This is a genomic window from Pseudactinotalea terrae, assembly GCF_009733845.1.
Taxonomy (GTDB): domain Bacteria; phylum Actinomycetota; class Actinomycetes; order Actinomycetales; family Beutenbergiaceae; genus Pseudactinotalea; species Pseudactinotalea terrae.
Window position 1 is genome coordinate 49,802 of the sequence record NZ_WNXZ01000005.1, and the last position, 16,716, is coordinate 66,517.

The 16,716-nt window shown below is 71.0% G+C and carries 12 protein-coding genes; 6 read left to right on the plus strand and 6 right to left on the minus strand.

What is annotated here, in order from left to right; translation table 11 throughout:
* Positions 1–89: 89 nt before the first annotated feature.
* Positions 90–1,010, plus strand: coding sequence for an AEC family transporter (locus tag GPA03_RS15695; RefSeq protein ID WP_156252985.1), 921 nt, complete (start codon positions 90–92; stop codon positions 1,008–1,010).
* A gap of 31 nt (positions 1,011–1,041) precedes the next feature.
* On the opposite strand, the gene GPA03_RS15700 is transcribed toward GPA03_RS15695, so the two are convergent.
* Positions 1,042–1,815, minus strand: a complete 774-nt coding sequence (locus tag GPA03_RS15700) for a phosphotransferase (protein WP_206673595.1) — start codon at positions 1,813–1,815, stop codon at positions 1,042–1,044.
* The gene (locus GPA03_RS15705) at positions 1,812–2,966 is read right to left on the minus strand and encodes an alpha/beta hydrolase family protein (RefSeq protein WP_156252986.1); all 1,155 of its coding nucleotides are present in this window, start codon (positions 2,964–2,966) and stop codon (positions 1,812–1,814) included. The genes GPA03_RS15700 and GPA03_RS15705 overlap by 4 nt, the downstream gene beginning before the upstream one ends.
* Positions 2,967–3,335: 369 nt before the next feature.
* Here GPA03_RS15705 and GPA03_RS15710 point away from each other — a divergent pair, with 369 nt between their 5' ends.
* Genes GPA03_RS15710 through GPA03_RS15720 form a run of 3 tightly spaced genes read left to right on the plus strand, consistent with a single transcriptional unit; the run spans position 3,336 to position 6,509 of the window.
* The gene (locus GPA03_RS15710) at positions 3,336–4,667 is read left to right on the plus strand and encodes an ABC transporter substrate-binding protein (protein ID WP_162458396.1); all 1,332 of its coding nucleotides are present in this window, start codon (positions 3,336–3,338) and stop codon (positions 4,665–4,667) included.
* Positions 4,667–5,590: a carbohydrate ABC transporter permease gene (locus tag GPA03_RS15715; protein WP_156252988.1), complete on the plus strand. Its 924-nt coding sequence runs from the start codon at positions 4,667–4,669 to the stop codon at positions 5,588–5,590. Before GPA03_RS15710 ends, GPA03_RS15715 begins: the two co-directional genes overlap by 1 nt.
* Positions 5,583–6,509, plus strand: coding sequence for a carbohydrate ABC transporter permease (locus GPA03_RS15720; RefSeq protein ID WP_156252989.1), 927 nt, complete (start codon positions 5,583–5,585; stop codon positions 6,507–6,509). Before GPA03_RS15715 ends, GPA03_RS15720 begins: the two co-directional genes overlap by 8 nt.
* 4 nt (positions 6,510–6,513) lie before the next feature.
* Here GPA03_RS15720 and GPA03_RS22680 read toward each other — a convergent pair whose 3' ends face one another.
* Positions 6,514–8,082 carry a pectinesterase family protein gene (locus tag GPA03_RS22680; protein ID WP_206673596.1) on the minus strand — a complete coding sequence of 523 codons (1,569 nt, stop codon included), beginning with the start codon at positions 8,080–8,082 and terminating at the stop codon, positions 6,514–6,516.
* A gap of 137 nt (positions 8,083–8,219) precedes the next feature.
* On the opposite strand from GPA03_RS22680, the gene GPA03_RS15730 reads away from it, so the two are divergent.
* Both GPA03_RS15730 and GPA03_RS15735 read left to right on the plus strand, forming a co-directional pair.
* Positions 8,220–10,106: a DUF6807 family protein gene (locus GPA03_RS15730; protein ID WP_156252990.1), complete on the plus strand. Its 1,887-nt coding sequence runs from the start codon at positions 8,220–8,222 to the stop codon at positions 10,104–10,106.
* Complete coding sequence (locus GPA03_RS15735; protein WP_156252991.1) at positions 10,099–11,631, plus strand: glycoside hydrolase family 43 protein; 1,533 nt, start codon at positions 10,099–10,101, stop codon at positions 11,629–11,631. Before GPA03_RS15730 ends, GPA03_RS15735 begins: the two co-directional genes overlap by 8 nt.
* 107 nt (positions 11,632–11,738) lie before the next feature.
* Here GPA03_RS15735 and GPA03_RS15740 read toward each other — a convergent pair whose 3' ends face one another.
* From GPA03_RS15740 to xylA, 3 genes are read right to left on the minus strand one after another with little or no spacing between them, the layout of a single operon-like run.
* On the minus strand, positions 11,739–13,964 hold the full coding sequence (locus GPA03_RS15740; protein WP_206673597.1) for a glycoside hydrolase family 95 protein: 2,226 nt from the start codon (positions 13,962–13,964) through the stop codon (positions 11,739–11,741).
* Between the two features lie 59 nt (positions 13,965–14,023).
* Positions 14,024–15,451 carry a xylulokinase gene (locus tag GPA03_RS15745; protein WP_156252993.1) on the minus strand — a complete coding sequence of 476 codons (1,428 nt, stop codon included), beginning with the start codon at positions 15,449–15,451 and terminating at the stop codon, positions 14,024–14,026.
* A gap of 9 nt (positions 15,452–15,460) precedes the next feature.
* A complete protein-coding gene (gene xylA / locus GPA03_RS15750; protein WP_156252994.1) occupies positions 15,461–16,642 on the minus strand; it encodes a xylose isomerase in 1,182 nt (393 codons plus the stop codon).
* Between the last annotated feature and the right edge of the window lie 74 nt (positions 16,643–16,716).

Below are 16,716 nucleotides of genomic sequence, written 5' to 3' on the forward strand. Positions count from 1 at the left end.
GCGGGGCAAGGCAACCGAAACCAACATGCGCAGGGGGAATCTCGGCCTGCGATACGGTCGCTGCTCGTGAGGACCCGGGCAGACCGCTGATGGGTGCCGTCCTCACGTCCTTGGGCACGATGGCCGCGATCGTCGTCGTCGGCTGGCTCCTCGGCCGCCTGAAGGTGCTCGGTGATGGAGCCCAGCTCGTGATCGCGAAGCTCGTCTTCGTCGTCGCGACCCCCTCGCTGCTGTTCGCGACGATCGCCGAGTCGGACCTGCACCTCCTGCTCACCCGAACCGCGCTGGTCACGGTGGTGACCACCGCCACGGTCGCGGCCATCGCCGCCGTCGTGCTGCGGGTGGCGCTGCGGCGGAACGCGGGCGAGAGCACGATCGGCGCGCTCTCCGCCTCCTACCTGAACGTCGGCAACCTCGGGCTGCCGCTGGCCGTCTACATGCTCGGCGACCCGGTCGTGATCGTGCCTACCCTGCTGTTCCAGCTGCTGGTGCTCGCGCCCGCGGCGTTCGTGGTGATGGAGTCCCGCGGCAGCGGGCGCGGCGGCCGTGCCGTGCTCACCGGGATCGGCCGCTCCCTGCGCAACCCGATCATCATCGCCGCGCTGGCCGGGGTGGTGCTGGCACTGCTGCCGCCGCTGCCGATCTGGCTGCTCAACCCGTTCCATCTCGTCGGCGCAGCCGCTGCCCCGCTCGCGCTGATCATGCTCGGCATGACGCTGTCCGGCCCGCAGTCGAAGGGCAACCGCGCCCCGGTCCCGGATCTCGCCCTCACCGTCTCGCTGCGGACCATCGTGCACCCGGTGGCCGCCTGGGCGCTGGGTACCTGGCTCGGGCTGGAGGGCGCAGTGCTGTTCGGCGTGGTGGCGATGGCAGCCCTGCCGACTGCGCAGAACGTCCTCGTGTACGCCATGAGGTACGGCACCGGCCAGCCGATCGCCCGCGACTCACAGCTGATCACCACCGTGCTCGCCGTGCCGCTGCTGATCCTGGTATCGCTCGCGCTCGGCTGAGGCGCGCCGATGCCGCGAGACCACCTGACGATCAGCGCAGCAGCCGCTCGATGTTGCTCTCGGCCCACGCGAGGTGGTCGTCCGCCTCGGCGAGGAACCCGTCGGCGACCCAGGTGCGCTGCGGCTCGATGCCGCGGGCGGCGAGGTCGGCGACCTCCTCACGGGTGCGGTGCTTGCGGGTCAGGATCGCGGCCGCGACCTCGGCGAGGTCGAGGTCCGCGCCGGGGCCGTAGCCGTCCAGGAAGACGCGCAGCCGTGCCCCGCGGTCCGGCACCTGCGTGAAGCCGTGCCAGCGCAGGCAGTCCTCATCGGTGCGTAGGGGCAGCAGGTAGTCGAGCGCGTAGGCGACGTCGTCGAGCGCAGGGCCGGGGCGGGCGAGGTCCCAGTCGAACAGCCCGACCGCCAGCCCGTCTCGCCACGCCATGTTCCACGGACCGGGATCACCGTGCAGCACCGTGAGTGACTCGCCCGCGATCGCAGGGAAGGCCCAGACGGCCCCCGGCGGCGGGTTGAAGCTGCGCGCCGCGTCGTGGATGCGCCGCAGCAGCGTCGCAGCGGACCTCAGACCACGGTCGGTCGCCTGCAGGCCCCACGCATCCTTCCCGGCGACGCCCTCCACCAGGCGGACCACCTCGACCCCGGCGACACCGCCTTCACCGCTGGCCCCGAGCTCGCACGAGAGCGGCTCCGGTACCTCGAGGCCCTTCCCACGCAAGTGACGCAGCAGCGCGTGCACCGTCGGCGTCCACGGGTAGGCCGGACGCCGCACGAGGTCGCCGTCGACCTCGACGCGGCGATCGCTCACGCGCGCATCACCGCATCGAGCCAGGCGAACGCCTCGTCGCGCATCTCGCCGGCGAGCGAGTGCGGCAGGTCCACCAGCACCCCACGGTAGGCGTCGGGCGCGCCCGCCGCGGCGTAGAGACGGCCGATCTGCTCGTGCGCGGCCCGCATGCCCGCCTCGGGGAAGAGCGCGTCCCGCAGCCCGTATCCCACGAACAGCGGCTGCGGGCGCGCTGACGCCGCCACGTCGGGCCAGTCGGCCACGCGCCCCAGCCCCGGGTTGTTGATCATCCAGGTGTGCTTGTGCAGGTGGCCGTCGAGGAGGTGCTCGTAGCTCGACATCATCGAGGCGACCACGGTGGCGCGGATCTGACCGGGCTCCGCGAGCGCGGTCACAGTGGCGGACCGCGCCCCTCCCCCGGACATCCCGATGACGGCGACACCTCCCGGCGCCACGCCCTCGAGCCTGTTGAGGAGATCGACGGCGATGAGGTCCTCTCGCCCGACGACGCCGCCCCAGGAGGTGCCCAGCACGCCCAGGGTCTTGGCCATGGCGTCCTCGTGCGCACCTGCGTGGGTGTCGTAGGCCTCGCTGTCCGACAGCGTCCGCCCGGCACGCTCGGCCTCGGCGAGCTGGAGCGCGGCGACGCTCTCGCTCCGGCTGGGCATGTCCCGCACGGGCGCGCGGCGCGAGCCCCAGCCGAAGACGTCGTGGACCAGCACGGCGTAGCCGCGGCGGGCGAGGTCGTTCGCGAACGCTCGGCCGTCGTAGCACTCCTCCCGGAAGACCTGCACGGCGGGAAGGGGACCGTCCGGCCCGTCGGCGATCTTCTCCTTGCCGTAGTACTTCATGCCGCCGTGGCAGTGCAGCGCGACGACGCCGGGCAGCGCCGCGGTCACACCGGCGGGTCGCAGCAGCCACGCCTGGGTGGGCGCCCCGAACCCCACGTCCCAGGTGAGCTCGACGCCGTCGACCCCCTCCGCCTGCCACGTCCGCCCACGCGCGGCGGTGACCGGTGACCACGGCGGCGGGTTGAGCTGCTCCCGGAGCCGCGCCCGCACGGCGGGGCCGTCATCACCCTGCGCGAGCACCGGCCCGGCCGAGCGCAGCAGTGGCAGCAGGCCGGAGATCGAGCCGAGGTCGGCGAGCACGGGGGCGGTGGGCTCCGTCATGGGTCACAGCCTGCCAGGAGCCCCGCCCCGCACGGCGGCGGCGTCCATGGCGCGGATCGGGCCCGACCACTCCGACGCGTCCCGGCGTCGACGTCATCGTCCATGGGGACGCCACCGCGTGACCCCAGCGCCGAAACGGCAACCAGGTCACGCCTCGGGGCTCTGGCGGACCGGGCATGTCGCTCGTCCTCATGGGCAGCCCTAACGCCGCGCTGCACGCACCACCTCGCCCGCGGACGCGGCGGGACAGCACCGGCCTCCGCGGCCTCACCATGTAACCGCTTCCGTAACCAGGAATATTGTTCTACCATCGCTTCGCAGCCGCAATGTAAGCGGTTCCACGAATCCAGGCTCTGCGAGGAGAAGTCAATGACGACATATGTGACCCGACGCGGGTTCATCACGCTGGTCGGCTCGGGGGCGGCGGTCGCGGCAGTCGCCGGATGCCGGCCCGGCACCGATGGCACGGCCGGTGACCAAGCGGGCGGTGGCGCCGCCACCAGCGACGTCGAGCTGCGCCTGATGGTGTGGGCCAGCGCGGCCGAGGCCGAGCGCTACGAGGAGGACCTCGCGGTGTTCACCGACAAGACCGGGATCGGGGTCAAGCTCGAGTTCCTCGACGTCGGTGGCTACCAGGACAAGCTGAACACCCTCTTCGCCGCCGGTGACCCGCCGGACGTCATGTTTCAGGTGGGTCGCTGGATCGGTGAGTACGCCACCCGTGGCGTGCTGGCCGAGCTCGACCAGTTCTCCGACGTCATCGACCTCGACGCGGTCGATGCCGGGCTCCTCGAGCAGGCCACCTACCAGGGCAAGCTCTACGGCGTCCCGACCGGCTCCACCACGATCGCTTACGTCTACGACCGTGAGCTGGTCACGGGCCTGGGGCTCGAGATGCCCGACGACACCACGTGGACGTGGGCGGACTTCGCCGCTTTCAACGCCGCGATCTACGAGGCGAGCGACGGCCAGACCTACGGCACCGGCTTCTACGTGCCATGGCTGCCCACGATCACGCAGTGGGCCCGGCAGCACGGGCAGGACCTCTTCACCAGCGACGGCACCGTCGGTACCGATGCCGCCACCATCGGGGAGTACTTCCAGCTGATCGAGGACATGCGCGCAGACGGCGGGTTCGCCGCCCAGGGTGTGCTCGAGGACGACTCGGCGGCCTCGCTCGAGCAGTCGCTGCTCGGACGCGGGGTCATCGCCTCCCAGATCATCCCGGCCAACCAGTTCTCCGACCTCAACTCCGCCCTCGACGGCCGGCTCCAGCTGATGCGGGTACCGGGAGAGGTGGACGGCGCGCGCCGCGGCTACACCGTGACGCCCACCCTGCTCTGGTGCCAGGCGGCCGAGTCGGAGCACCCCCAGGAGGCTGCGCAGCTGATCGACTTCCTCACGAACGACCCGGAGTCCTACGGCGCCCGGTCGATCTTCCTGGGAGTGCCGGCCAATGCCGAGGTCGCCGAGGTGGTCGCCGCCGAGGTCTCGGAGAACGAGCAGGCGTTCGTCGACTTCACGCTCGGTGTCCAGTCCGAGGATCTCCCGGCCTATGACATGGAGCCGGCGGGGACCGGCGAGGTCCAGAACATCCTGGTGACGCTCGCCACCGAGGTCGAGTACCAGCGCATGACCCCGCAGCAGGCCGGTGAGGAGTTCATGTCCCAGGCAGCCGCGGCTCTCGAGGCTGCCGGCTGATGTCGTCGACCACGGCGGAGCGGGGGGTGAGCAGCCCACGCCGTCGCAAGGGCGCCGACGCCGGCGACCGGGTGGCGTACGTGCTGCTCATCCCCTGGGCCATCGGCATGCTGTTCACGTTGATCCCGTTCGGGGTGTCGCTGTACCTCGCGTTCACCGACTACGACCTGCTGACCTCCCCCGCCTGGGTCGGCCTCGAGAACTTCGCGCACTTCGCGAACGACCCGAAGGCCGCCACGGCAGCCAAGGTCACGCTGGTCTACACCTTCGTGGCGGTGCCGATCTCGCTCGCGGTGGCGCTCGGGATCGCCCTGCTGCTCAACCGCGGCGTGCGCGGGCTGCCGTTCTACCGATCCGCCTTCTACCTGCCCTCGCTGATCGGCGCGAGCGTCGCGATCGTGATGCTGTGGCGCTCGATCTTCGGGCACGCCGGCGTCGTCAACCGGTTCCTCGCGTTCTTCGGGATCGACGGCCCCGGCTGGACCACAGACCCCGACTGGGCGCTCATGACCCTGGTCACGCTGAGCGTCTGGGGATTCGGAGCCTCGATGGTGATCTTCCTGGCCGGCCTGCGTCAGATCCCGCGGATGTACTACGAGGCGGCGAGCGTGGACGGCGCCACCCCGGCGCGACAGTTCTTCTCGATCACGATGCCGCTGCTGTCGCCGGTGCTGTTCTTCAATCTGGTGCTGGGCCTGATCGGGAGCCTGCAGACCTTCACGCAGGCCTACGTGTTCAGCGGCGGCACCGGCGGCCCCGCGGACTCGACCCTGTTCTTCAACCTCTACCTCTATCAGCAGGGGTTCCAGCGGTTCGACATGGGCTACGCCTCCGCGTTGGCGTGGATCATGTTCGTGGTCATCGCGATCTTCACCGCCGTCAACTTCCTCGTCTCCAAGTACTGGGTCTTCTACGATGACTGATCTCACAGCCGCACGGGTGGCCACCCGCACGTCCGCACAGAGGCTGGTGTCGCGACTCCGCACCCGCGAGACCTACCGCGAGGAGATCACCGGGACCCCCGGCTCCCGCTTCCTTCGGCACGTCGTGCTGATCGGTCTGGGCCTGGTGATGCTCTACCCGCTGATCTGGATGGTGTCGGCATCCTTCAAGCCGAGCGCCGATGTCTTCAACGACACCAGCCTGATCCCCACCCAGTGGGACCTCGGCAACTACGCTGAGGGCTGGTCGGCGCTCGAGTTCCCGTTCGAGACGTATCTGTACAACTCGATGGTGCTGGCTGTTCTCAACATCCTCGGCAACATCATCAGCTGCTCGATCACGGCGTACTGCTTCGCGCGACTGCGGTTCCCCGGCCGCAAGATCATGTTCGCGATGACCCTCGCCACGATGCTGCTGCCCTCGCACGTGATCCTGATCCCGCAGTACATCGTGTTCTCGAAGCTGGGCTGGATCAACACCTATCTGCCGCTGACCGTGCCCGCGTTCCTGGCGACGAACGCCTTCTTCGTGTTCCTGCTGGTGCAGTTCATGCGCGGGTTGCCCATGGAGCTCCAGGATGCGGCGCGCATCGACGGCTGCGGTCCCATCCGCACCTACTGGAGCGTGATCCTGCCGTTGACCACGCCGGCCCTGGCCACGGTGGCGATCTTCACCTTCATCGCATCGTGGAACGACTTCTTCGGACCGCTGCTCTACCTCACGGACCAGATGCTGTTCCCCGTGCCGCTGGCGCTTCGCCAGTTCATGTCGGCTCAGGGCGCGAGCCAGTGGGGCCCGATGTTCGCGATGTCGATCGTGTCGTTGCTCCCGGTGGTCGGGTTCTTCTTCATCGGTCAGCGCTACCTGATCAACGGGATCGCCACCACCGGGATGAAGTGATGGATCAGGCGCGAGGCGGGAGGAGTCCCGCCGCGCGCAGTCCGTCAGCGACCATGCCTGCCACCGCGATCGCCCCTGAGGCCGACAGGTGCGTGTCGTCCTGCTCGCCGTCAGGGAAGGCCGCATGCGCACCGGGCTGAAGCCACAGGAACGACTCCTTGCTGCCCTCGGCACCTTGCTGCTGCCAGAGCCTGCGGGTGAGCTGGGTGAGGTCGATGAGCGGCACACCCTCTTCGGCAGCCAGGTCACGCACACGCTGCGGATAGCCACCGTGGGTCGACCGCGCCCGACCCGCCTCGTCGAACCGCCGCCGCTCCACCGAGGTCAGCAGCACCGGTGCCGCTCCGCGCGCCCTCGCACCGACGAGGTACCGCCGCAGCATCGGAGCGTAGTCACGGAACACGTCGGTGTGGCGCTCGTCCCCCTTGCTGTCGTTGTGCCCGAACTGCACGAGCAGCAGGTCATGCGGCTGCAGGGTCTCGAGCACGGCGTCGAGCAGACCCTCATCGATGAAGCTGCGCGAGCTCCTGCCGGAGACCGCGTGGTTGTGCACGACTCGCCCGGCAGCGTCGGCGAGCCGTTGGCCCCAGCCCTCGCGCGGCGCGCTGCTCGCCTCGTACGTCGAGGCCGTGGAGTCGCCGACCACGTGGATCTCACCCTCGCGCGCGGGCCAGCCCTCCCACCCGAGCAGCCACTGCGCGGCGGTCGGCGTCTCGGCGGTCTGTGGCCGATCGGCGCCGACCAAGGCTCCCGGCCCGCGGCTGCCCTGCTCAGCGAACCGCGCGTCCTGCCAGGCGAAACCACCCATCTCGGACCAGGCGTCCGCGGCGATGTGCTCGCCGAGCTCGCACCCCACGAACCACGCCTGCCCGATCGCGTCAGGCTTGCGGCCCGGGTGCCACGGGCGACCGAGCCGCACGGACCCAGCCGGCACATCGGCGTCGGCGACGATCTCGCAGCCGAGGAACAAGAACCCGCGCGGGTTCTCGCGCGCGGTGGAGGGCGCCGTGATGTAGCCGGGTCCGATGCTGCGGATGGCGCACTGCTCGAGGACCGCCGTCGCACGGCCGTAGACGAAGTCGACATCGCCCTCCACGAGGCAGCGCCGCAGATGTACACGGCTCACCGCCGCGTAGCTCGGGGTGTCCAGCAGGGCGGTGTCCTGGCGCGCCCGCAGCACGCAGTCCTCCACGAGGATGCGGTCACCGCGCGTGCGCAGCGCGAGCGCCTGCTGGTTCGCCCTCTTGGGCTGCAGCCGCTTGTCGAAGCTGTTCTCGATCGTGATGCCACGGATCGTCACCTCGTCGGCGTCCACCGTCAGCGTGGCGCAGTCCTGGACGATCTCCATGCCCGTGCGGTCGCGGTCGCCCTGCGAGAGCCCGAACGTGAGGACCACATCCTCGGCGCGTCCGCTCTCAGACCGGATGGTCAGCGGTTGCCGCCGCGCCGGTATCGCGACATGCTCGACATATCGGCCTGGGGCGAGCACGATCTCGTGCACGGCGGGGTCGGCGATCGCGAGGGTCAGGCTGGGGAGGAGATCGGCGTCGTCGCCGACGCGGGCGATAGTCACGCGGACCAGCGTAATCGGTCCCACTGCGGGCGGGGAATATCGCACGTTCCATGGGATATGGAAGACTGTAACCGCTTGCATCGATGCAGCCTGTTCGGTCACGGATCTCGACGTCGTGCCGCCGCAAGGAGGAAGTGATGAGCAGTCCACGCCATGCCACGATCGGCGACGTCGCCAAGCTCGCGGGTGTGTCGGTGGCGACGGTCTCGCGAGCCATGAACGCCCACCCCGCGGTCAAGCCCGAGACCCTCGAGCGGGTGCTCGCGGCCGCCGCCCGGCTCGACTACGTGCCGAGCAACGCTGCGCGCAGCCTCTCCCTCGGCCGCACGCACACCGTCGCGCTCCTCATGCCCGACCTGTCGAACCCGATGTTCCAGCAGGTGCTGCGCGGGGCGAACCGCGCGGCGGCCGCCGCCGGCTACCGGCTGCTGGTGACCGACAGCGTCGAGGACCCCGGCGCCGAGGCCGACCTCGCGATCGAGGCACGCCGCCGCTGCGACGCCCTGATCCTCTGCTCGCCGCGGATGTCGCCCCGCGACCTGCGTCGAGTGCTGTCCGCGACCGAGCCGGTCGTGCTGATCAACCGGGAGGCCGAGGCCGGTGGTGTGCCGTCCCTGGTGGTCGACTACGCCGAGGGCGTGCGGATCCTCATGCACAGGCTGATGCGCCAAGGGCATCGATCCTTCGTCTATCTCTCCGGCCCCTCGAGCAGCCTGCCCAACAACGACCGGGTGCAGGCGCTGCGCACGCTCGCGCGCGAGCACGACGACATCTCGCTCACCGTGCTCCCCTGCGGCGGCTCGATCGAGGATGGCGACGCGGCCCTGGGCCCCGTGCTGGAGTCGGGCGCGACGGCGGTGCTCGCCTACAACGACGTCGTCGCCTTCGGCCTCCTCGGCAAGCTCAACGAGGCGGGCGTGGCGGTCCCGGGGGACATCTCGGTCGCCGGCTACGACGACATCCCGTTCACTCGCTACTCCACGCCGGCGCTGACCACCGTGTCGGTGCCGAAGGAGGAGCTCGGCCGGCACGCCTGGGAGGAGGTCGAGCGGCTGCTCGGCGGTGACGAGCGCGGCTCGGTGCTGCGCTTCCCGCCGCGCCTGGTCGAGCGAGGGAGCACGGGACCGGTCCCGCGCGAGCACATGCCGCCGTCGTTCACCCAGGTGGTGAACCCCGCTCTGGCCTGGCACCGGGACGATGACGATGTCGCCGTCGACCTCAACGTCGCCGGCGCGCTGCTCGCGCGCTACGAGCGCCGGCCGGTGATGCCTGACGTGTACTCCCCGCGGCCCTACCTGCACCCGCTGTTCACGCTCTCAGGTGCGGTGCTCACCGACGCCGGCGCAGCGGTGCACCGGCACCAGCACGGCATCTCGGTGGCGCTCCCGGATGTCGACGGCGTCTCCTACTGGGGTGGCCGCACCTACCTCGAGGACCGCGGGCCCACGCTGCTCGCGAACCATGGCACGCAGATGTCGGTCGAGCTCGTCACCTCGGGCGAGCAGATGGACGAGCGCCTCATCTGGCACGGGCCAGACGGTGCGCACCAGCTGAGCGAGCGCCGGCACCTGAGCTCGTCGATCCGCGAGGACCGGACCGGCTGGGAGCTCTTCTGGCGCAGTGCGCTCACGGCCGACGACCATGACGTGCTCATCACGAGCCCTGCGGAGACGGGTCGGCCCGATGCGCGCTACGGCGGCATCTTCTGGCGGTTGCCGATGGTGGAGAAGGTCCGGATCGTGACTGCCGACGGCGAAGGATCGGCTCACGGGAGCCGCTCGCCGTGGATGGCGCTGATTCACGCTGACGACGCCCGGCCGTGGACCGTGGTGCTGCGCCAGCACGGTCCGGTGCTCGTGCCCTGGCACGTGCGCACCGACGACTACCTCGCCGTGTGCCCGGCGATCGCCTGGGACGCCCCGGTGCGGATCGCCCAGGGCGAGACGCTCGAGATCGGGCTCGACGCCGTCGTGCTCGACGAACCCTTGACCCCCGACGACCTCCAGGAGATCACGCGTGCCTGAGTACACCAACCCGATCCTCGACGCCGACTGGCCGGACCCTGACGTGGTCCGCTTCGGTGAGACGTTCGTGCTGGTCGCCTCGAGCTTCAACCGGGCGCCGGGGCTGCCGGTGCTGACATCGCCGGACCTGGTGCGTTGGAGCCACGCCGGCAACGCGCTGCCCGCGAACGTGCCGGCCGAGCACTTCCGGCTGCCGCGCCGCGGCGGGGGCGTGTGGGCGCCGTCGATCCGCGAGCACGAGGGCCGGCTGGTCATCGTCTACCCGGACCCGGACCACGGCATCTACACGGTGTGGGCGGACCGGCCGGAGGGGCCGTGGTCGGAACCGCACCTACTGCTGCCGGGGCTGGGGCTGATCGATCCGTGCCCGCTGTGGGACGACGACGGGCGCGCGTACCTCGTGCACGGCTGGGCGAACAGCCGCGCCGGGATCAAGAACCGGCTCACCGTGATCGAGGTCGACCCGGGGCTCACCCGGCCGCTCGGTCCCGGACGCGTGGTGATCGACGCGGACGACCTGCCGGGCTACACCACGCTCGAGGGGCCGAAGCTCTACCGACGGGCGGGCTGGTACTGGATCTTCGCGCCCGCGGGCGGGGTGGCCACCGGGTGGCAGTCGGTGTTCCGCTCCCGGTCGGTGTGGGGGCCGTACGAGGACCGGGTGGTGCTCGCGCAGGGCAGCACCGACGTCAACGGCCCGCATCAGGGGGCGTGGGTGACCGACGCAGCAGGCGACGACTGGTTCGTGCACTTCCAGGACCGCGGCGTCTACGGCCGCGTGGCGCACCTGCAGCCGATGGCCTGGGGCGAGGACGGCTGGCCGACCATGGGCACCCCCGGCGCCGACGGCGTGGGCGAGCCGGTGCGTCGCTGGCGGCGGCCGACGTGCGCCGTGCCCGACGGCGAGGCCGCCGCCGCGCCGGTGCCGCCCAGCCCCGTCTCGGACGGCTTCACCGCTGACACGCTCGCTCCCGCCTGGCACTGGCAGGCGAACCCTGAGCCGGACTGGTGCCGCACCGGCGCCGGCGCGCTGGAGCTCTCTCACCTCCCCAACGACCGGGGCGACCTTCGCGACCTGCCGCAGGTCCTCGGACAGCTGCTGCCCGGGTGGCCGGTGGAGGTGCAGGTGCAGCTCACGCTCGGCAGCTCGGTCGAGCACGCCCGCGTCGGCGTGACGGTGCTGGGGCTCCGCTACAGCTGGGTGGGTCTGCAACGGACCGCGACAGGCGTGGAGCTCGTCGGTGCACTGGGCGACGACCGCCAGCACGAGACCGAGGTGAGCCGCACGCCGGTGGCGAGCGCCGCCGTCGAGATCCGCCTGGTCAGCCCTGCCGACGGCACCGTGCACTACGACTGGCGCACCGAGGGCGGCGAGTGGCAGCCGCTCCTCGACGCCGAGGTGACCGAGGGCCACTGGATCGGTGCGGAGATCGGCCTGTTCGCGACGGCCCCGGAAGGCGCGGACCACGGCACCGACCCCGGCCACAGCCACGTCACCCGCTTCGAGGTCACCCACCACCCCTGATTTCAACGCACTTCCGACCCCAACCCGATTTCAACGCACTTCTGACTCGCTCGAGCGTGGTCAGAAGTGCGTTGAAATCGGGAACGTGACGAATGTGCGGTGAAATCTCAGGCGAGGGCTACCTGGACGGCGGAGCCCGGCTCGAGCGTGACACGCACCTCGGTCTCGCCGTACCGGATGGTGCGGTCTCCCGCTCGCTCTCCCGTGATGGTGAGCTCCGTGAGCCGGCCATCCGCCCACGCGAGGTCGAGCGTGCAAGGTCCGGGGGTCCGGACCCCGCGCAACCGCCCGCTCGGCCACGCGCTCGGGAGGGCGGGCAGCAGGTGGATCGTCTCGCCGTCGGCCTGCACGAGCATTTCGAGGATGGCGGCGGCACCGCCGAAGTTGCCGTCGATCTGGAACGGTGGGTGGGAGTCGAGCAGGTTCGGGTAGGTGCGCTCGGTGTCGAGCAGGAGGCGGAGCACCTGGTGCGCGTGGTCGCCGTCGCGCAGCCGCGCCCACAGCGCGATACGCCACGCGGTGGCCCAGCCGGTCGACTCGTCGCCGCGGTCGAGCAAGGTCTGCCGTGCTCCGGCCGCCAGCTCCGGGGTGCGGTCCGGGCTGATCTGCCGGCTCGGGTACAGCCCGTACAGGTGCGACACGTGGCGGTGGTCCTGCTCGGGCGCCTGAGCGTCCCAGTCGTGCTGCCACTCCTGCAGCTGGCCGTGGGACCCGACGCGGTTGGCCGGCAGCCGATCCGCTGTCGCACGGACCTCGTGGGCCAGCTCGTCGTCGACCTCCAGCACCTCGGCCGCCGACACCGTGGCGGCGAACAGGTCGCGCAGGATCTGCGCGTCCATGATCGGGCCTGACACCAGCGACGTCCCGTGGTGGTGCTCGTTCTCCGGCGACAGCGACGGCGAGGTGACCAGGGCGCCCGTCTCCGGATCCACCACGAGCACGTCGAGGAAGAACTCGCACGCGCCCCGCAGGATCGGGTAGATCGAGGCGAGGTACTCGGCGTCCGGGGCGTACACGTACCGCTGCCACAGGTGCAGGCTCAGCCACGCACCGCCCGTCGGCCACATGCCCCAGCGGGCGCCGTCGATCGGTGCGGTCGCGCGCCACAGGTCGGTGTTGTGGTGGCAGACCCAGCCGCGAGCGCCGTACATCTCGCGTGCGGTGCGCTCACCGGCGACCGCGAGCTCGCGCACCAGCCGGTCCAGCGGCTCCACGAGCTCGGGCAACGCCCCGATCTCGGCGGGCCAGTAGTTCATCTCGGTGTTGATGTTCACCGTGTACTTGCTGCCCCACGGCGGGTCCGTGTGCGGGTTCCAGATCCCCTGCAGGTTGGCCGGCTGGCTCCCCGGCCGCGACGAGCAGATCAGCAGGTACCGCGCATAGTCCAGGTACAGCGCAGCGAGCGCAGGGTCGTCATCGGTCTCGTTGCGGCGCAGCCGCTCGTCGGTCGGCAGGTCCGGGCCCTCACCGATATCCAGCGTGAGCCGGTGGAACAGCTCCCCGTGTGCTGCAGCGGTGCCCGCCGCGAGCTCGTCGAACGAGTGCCCGACGGCGGCCCGCAACTGGGCGCTGGTGATCTCACCGGGGTCGGCGCTCAGGTCGTCGGGGCCGGCGTAGGAGGTGGCGATCGCGACGAGCAGGGTCACCTCGTCGGCGCCCTCGATCACCAGCGCATCGCCGTCGGCGCGGACCGTGCCACCCACCGTGACCGCCCGCACCCGCGCCGTGAACGTCAGCGCGCCGGGGGTGTCCTCGTGCGGGTCGTTGCGGCCGGCCAGCACCAGCTCGTCCGCCTCGGCGACCGCCCGCGCATCCTGCAGCGGGCACGCGAAGGCGAGCCGGGCGGACACCGCCCCGGGCTCCGACGCGGCCAGGTGCACCGCGATCACCTGATGCTCGGGAGAGGCGACCACGCGACGCCGGTGCGTGACGCCGTCGAGCAGGATCTCCGAGCTCGCGAGCGCCGTGGCGAGGTCGAGAGACCGGCGCACCGATGCGCCGTCGGGCACGCCCTCGAAGGCGATCACGAGCTCGCCGGCGGTCGAGTACGCCGCCTGCTTGATCGGCCGCGCCATCACCGAGCGGTCGGTCAGCTCGTCGGCCTCGACGAAGCGCCCCTGTGTCAGCAGTTCCCGCACCCGGGGCAGCGCCTCGGCGGCCTCGGGGTTGATCGGGTCGTACGGACCGCCCGACCACAGAGTGTCCTCATTCAGCTGCAGGCGCTCGGTGCGAGTCCCGCCGTAGACCATCGCCCCCAGCCGCCCGTTGCCGACCGGCAACGCCTCGGTCCATTCAGCAGCAGGGCGGTCGTAGCGCAGCACAGATCGGGTCACAGCCACCATCCTGGCGGAGGTCGGTCGAGATGCGCGACTCGAGCGCGGCGGGCCAGCGGTCAGCGGGTCAGGAACAGCTGGGACGCCTCCGCGTACCGCTCGCGGAGCCCGACGGCGGGGGCCTCGAGCTCGTAGGTCTGGCCGGCGTCGAGCTCCCAGGTGGGCGCCTCGTCCTCGCCGGAGAGCACCCACGCGGCCTGGCGTGCGGCTCCGTCGGCCACGTACTCGCCCGGCTTGGGGACCACGACCGGCTTGCCGAGCACGCTCGGCGCGATCCGCCGCACCGCTTCCGACTGCGCGGCGCCTCCGATGAGGATGATCCGCTCGACCGCGACGTCCTGCGCCACGAGGGCGTCCATCGCGAACGCGAGCGAGCACAGGACACCCTCGACGGCGGCGCGCGCCAGGTTGGCCGGCGTCGTGTTGGCGAGCCGGACACCGTGGAGCGAGCCCGTGGAGTCAGGCAGGTTGGGGGTGCGCTCACCTTCGAGGTAGGGCACCAGCACGAGCCCCTCGGCGCCCGGGGGCGCCGACAGCGCGAGCTCGGCGAACTCCTTGTGCCCGACGCCGAGGAGCCGACCGATCGCGTCGAACGTGCGCGAGCCGTTGATCGTGGCGAGGAGCGGGAGGTAGCGGCCCGTGGCGTCGGAGAACCCGGCCACGAGGCCGCTGACGTCCCGTGTGGGGGTGTCGGAGACCGCCGTGACGACGCCGGAGGTCCCGATCGAGACCATCACGTCGCCGGGGCGGGCACCGAGCCCGAGCGCGGCGCCGGCGTTGTCGCCCGTACCGGGTCCGATCACGAGGTCGTTCAGCCCGGACCGCGCCTGCTGACCCGGTCCGATGACCGCGGGCAGCCCGATCCTGCGACCGAACCCGCGCTCGAGGAGGTCGAAGCGGTAGCTGTTGCTCACGCCGTCGAAGTAGCCGGTGCCGGAGGCATCGGACCGGTCGGTGATCAGGCGTGAGAGCCCCTCGGTGCCGGGCCCGTCGCCGGCGATCCGCCAGGTCAGCCAGTCGTGGGGCAGCGCGACCGCCTCGACCCGTTCGGCGTTGGCCGGCTCGTTCTCGGCGAGCCAGCGCAGCTTCGTGATCGTGAACGAGGCGACCGGCACGATGCCGACCGCATCGGCCCACGCCTTCTCGCCCGACCCGGGCCGGCCGTCGCCGAGCTCGGTGATCAGGTCGCGCGCGGCCTTCGCCGATCGGGTGTCGTTCCACAGCAGCGCGTCACGGACCACGGCGCCGTCGCTGTCGAGCGCCACCATGCCGTGCTGCTGGCCGCCGACCGAGAGGGCTGCGACGTCGTCGAGCCCTCCCGCGGCGGTGCTGGCCTGCTGGAACGCGGTCCACCAGGCTTCCGGGTCGACCTCGGTGGCGTCGGGGTGCGAGGCGGCCCCGAAGCGCCGCAGCGCCCCGGTGTCCGCATCACGGATGACGACCTTGCATGACTGCGTCGAGGTGTCGACGCCGGCGACCAGAGGCATGGTGCTTGTCTAGCCGATCAGGTGGTCGATCGCGAGCTGGTTGAGCTGCACGAAGTGGTACTCGCGCTCACCGGCCGCGTCGGCGTCGAAGTCCTCGTGGGCGCTGCGGTCGGCCAAGAGGTCGGCGACAGACTCGCCCGCGGAGAGGGTCGGCTGCGAGAGCTCGAGGACGCCGCTGGCGGCGAACGCCTCCTGCACGCGCGGGTCCGCCCGGTAGGCCTTGGCCTTCTCGGCGAGCAGCAGGTAGGTCTGCATGTTCGCGGCGGCGGACTCCCAGACACCCTCGATGCCCTCGGTGCGGGAGGGCTTGTAGTCGAAGTGACGCGGGCCGTCGTAGCGGGGGCCGCCGCCCGGGAAGCCGTTCTCGATGAGGTCGACCGTGAAGAACGCCGAGAGCAGGTCGCCGTGACCGAACGCGAGGTCCTGGTCGAACTTGATCGAGCGCTGACCGTTGAGGTCGATGTGGAACAGCTTGTCGCTCCACAGGGCCTGGCCGATGCCGGTGGTGAAGTTCAGGCCCGCCATCTGCTCGTGGCCCACCTCGGGGTTGAGGCCGACGATGTCGCCGTTCTCGAGCTTGGCGATGAAGCCGAGCGCGTGACCGATGGTGGGCAGCAGGATGTCGCCGCGAGGCTCGTTCGGCTTGGGCTCGAGCGCGATGCGCAGGTCGTAGCCCTTGTCCTTGATGTAGGCGGCGGCGGTGTCGACGCCCTCGGCGTAGCGGTCGAGCGCGGCGTAGGTGTCCTTCACGCCGTCGTACTCCGACCCCTCGCGGCCGCCCCACATCACGAACGTGCTCGCCCCGAGCTCGGCGGCGAGGTCGATGTTGCGCAGCACCTTGCGCAGCGCGAACCGTCGCACGCCGCGGTCGTTGGAGGTGAAGCCGCCGTCCTTGAACACCGGGTGGCTGAAGAGGTTGGTGGTCACCATCTCGATCTCCAGGCCCGCGGCGTCGGTCGCGGCCTTGAAGTCGGTCCAGATCTTCTCGCGGGTGGCGTCATCGGTCCCGAAGGGCACCACGTCGTCGTCGTGGAAGGTCACGGCCCAGGCGCCGAGCTCGGCCAGCTTGGTGGCGTACTCGCGCGGGTCGAGGGCGGGCCGGGTGGCGGAACCGAACTGGTCGTTCGCGAGCCAGCCCACGGTCCACAGACCGAAGGAGAACTTGTCGTCAGGGGTGGGCTTGCGGACCATGAGGGCGCTCCATTGCTCAACAGCGGTGGCCCCACCCGGTTCGAGGTGTTCGGAGACCATGCGGCGGCCTCGAA

Excerpts from the sequence above, each read along its gene's own strand:
- GPA03_RS15695 (WP_156252985.1), top strand. The coding sequence starts at position 90 with ATGGGTGCCGTCCTCACGTCCTTGGGCACGATGGCCGCGATCGTCGTC.
- GPA03_RS15705 (WP_156252986.1), bottom strand. The coding sequence starts at position 2,966 with ATGACGGAGCCCACCGCCCCCGTGCTCGCCGACCTCGGCTCGATCTCC.
- GPA03_RS15710 (WP_162458396.1), top strand. The coding sequence starts at position 3,336 with ATGACGACATATGTGACCCGACGCGGGTTCATCACGCTGGTCGGCTCG.
- GPA03_RS15715 (WP_156252988.1), top strand. The coding sequence starts at position 4,667 with ATGTCGTCGACCACGGCGGAGCGGGGGGTGAGCAGCCCACGCCGTCGC.
- GPA03_RS15720 (WP_156252989.1), top strand. The coding sequence starts at position 5,583 with ATGACTGATCTCACAGCCGCACGGGTGGCCACCCGCACGTCCGCACAG.
- GPA03_RS15730 (WP_156252990.1), top strand. The coding sequence starts at position 8,220 with ATGAGCAGTCCACGCCATGCCACGATCGGCGACGTCGCCAAGCTCGCG.
- GPA03_RS15745 (WP_156252993.1), bottom strand. The coding sequence starts at position 15,451 with ATGCCTCTGGTCGCCGGCGTCGACACCTCGACGCAGTCATGCAAGGTC.
- xylA (WP_156252994.1), bottom strand. The coding sequence starts at position 16,642 with ATGGTCCGCAAGCCCACCCCTGACGACAAGTTCTCCTTCGGTCTGTGG.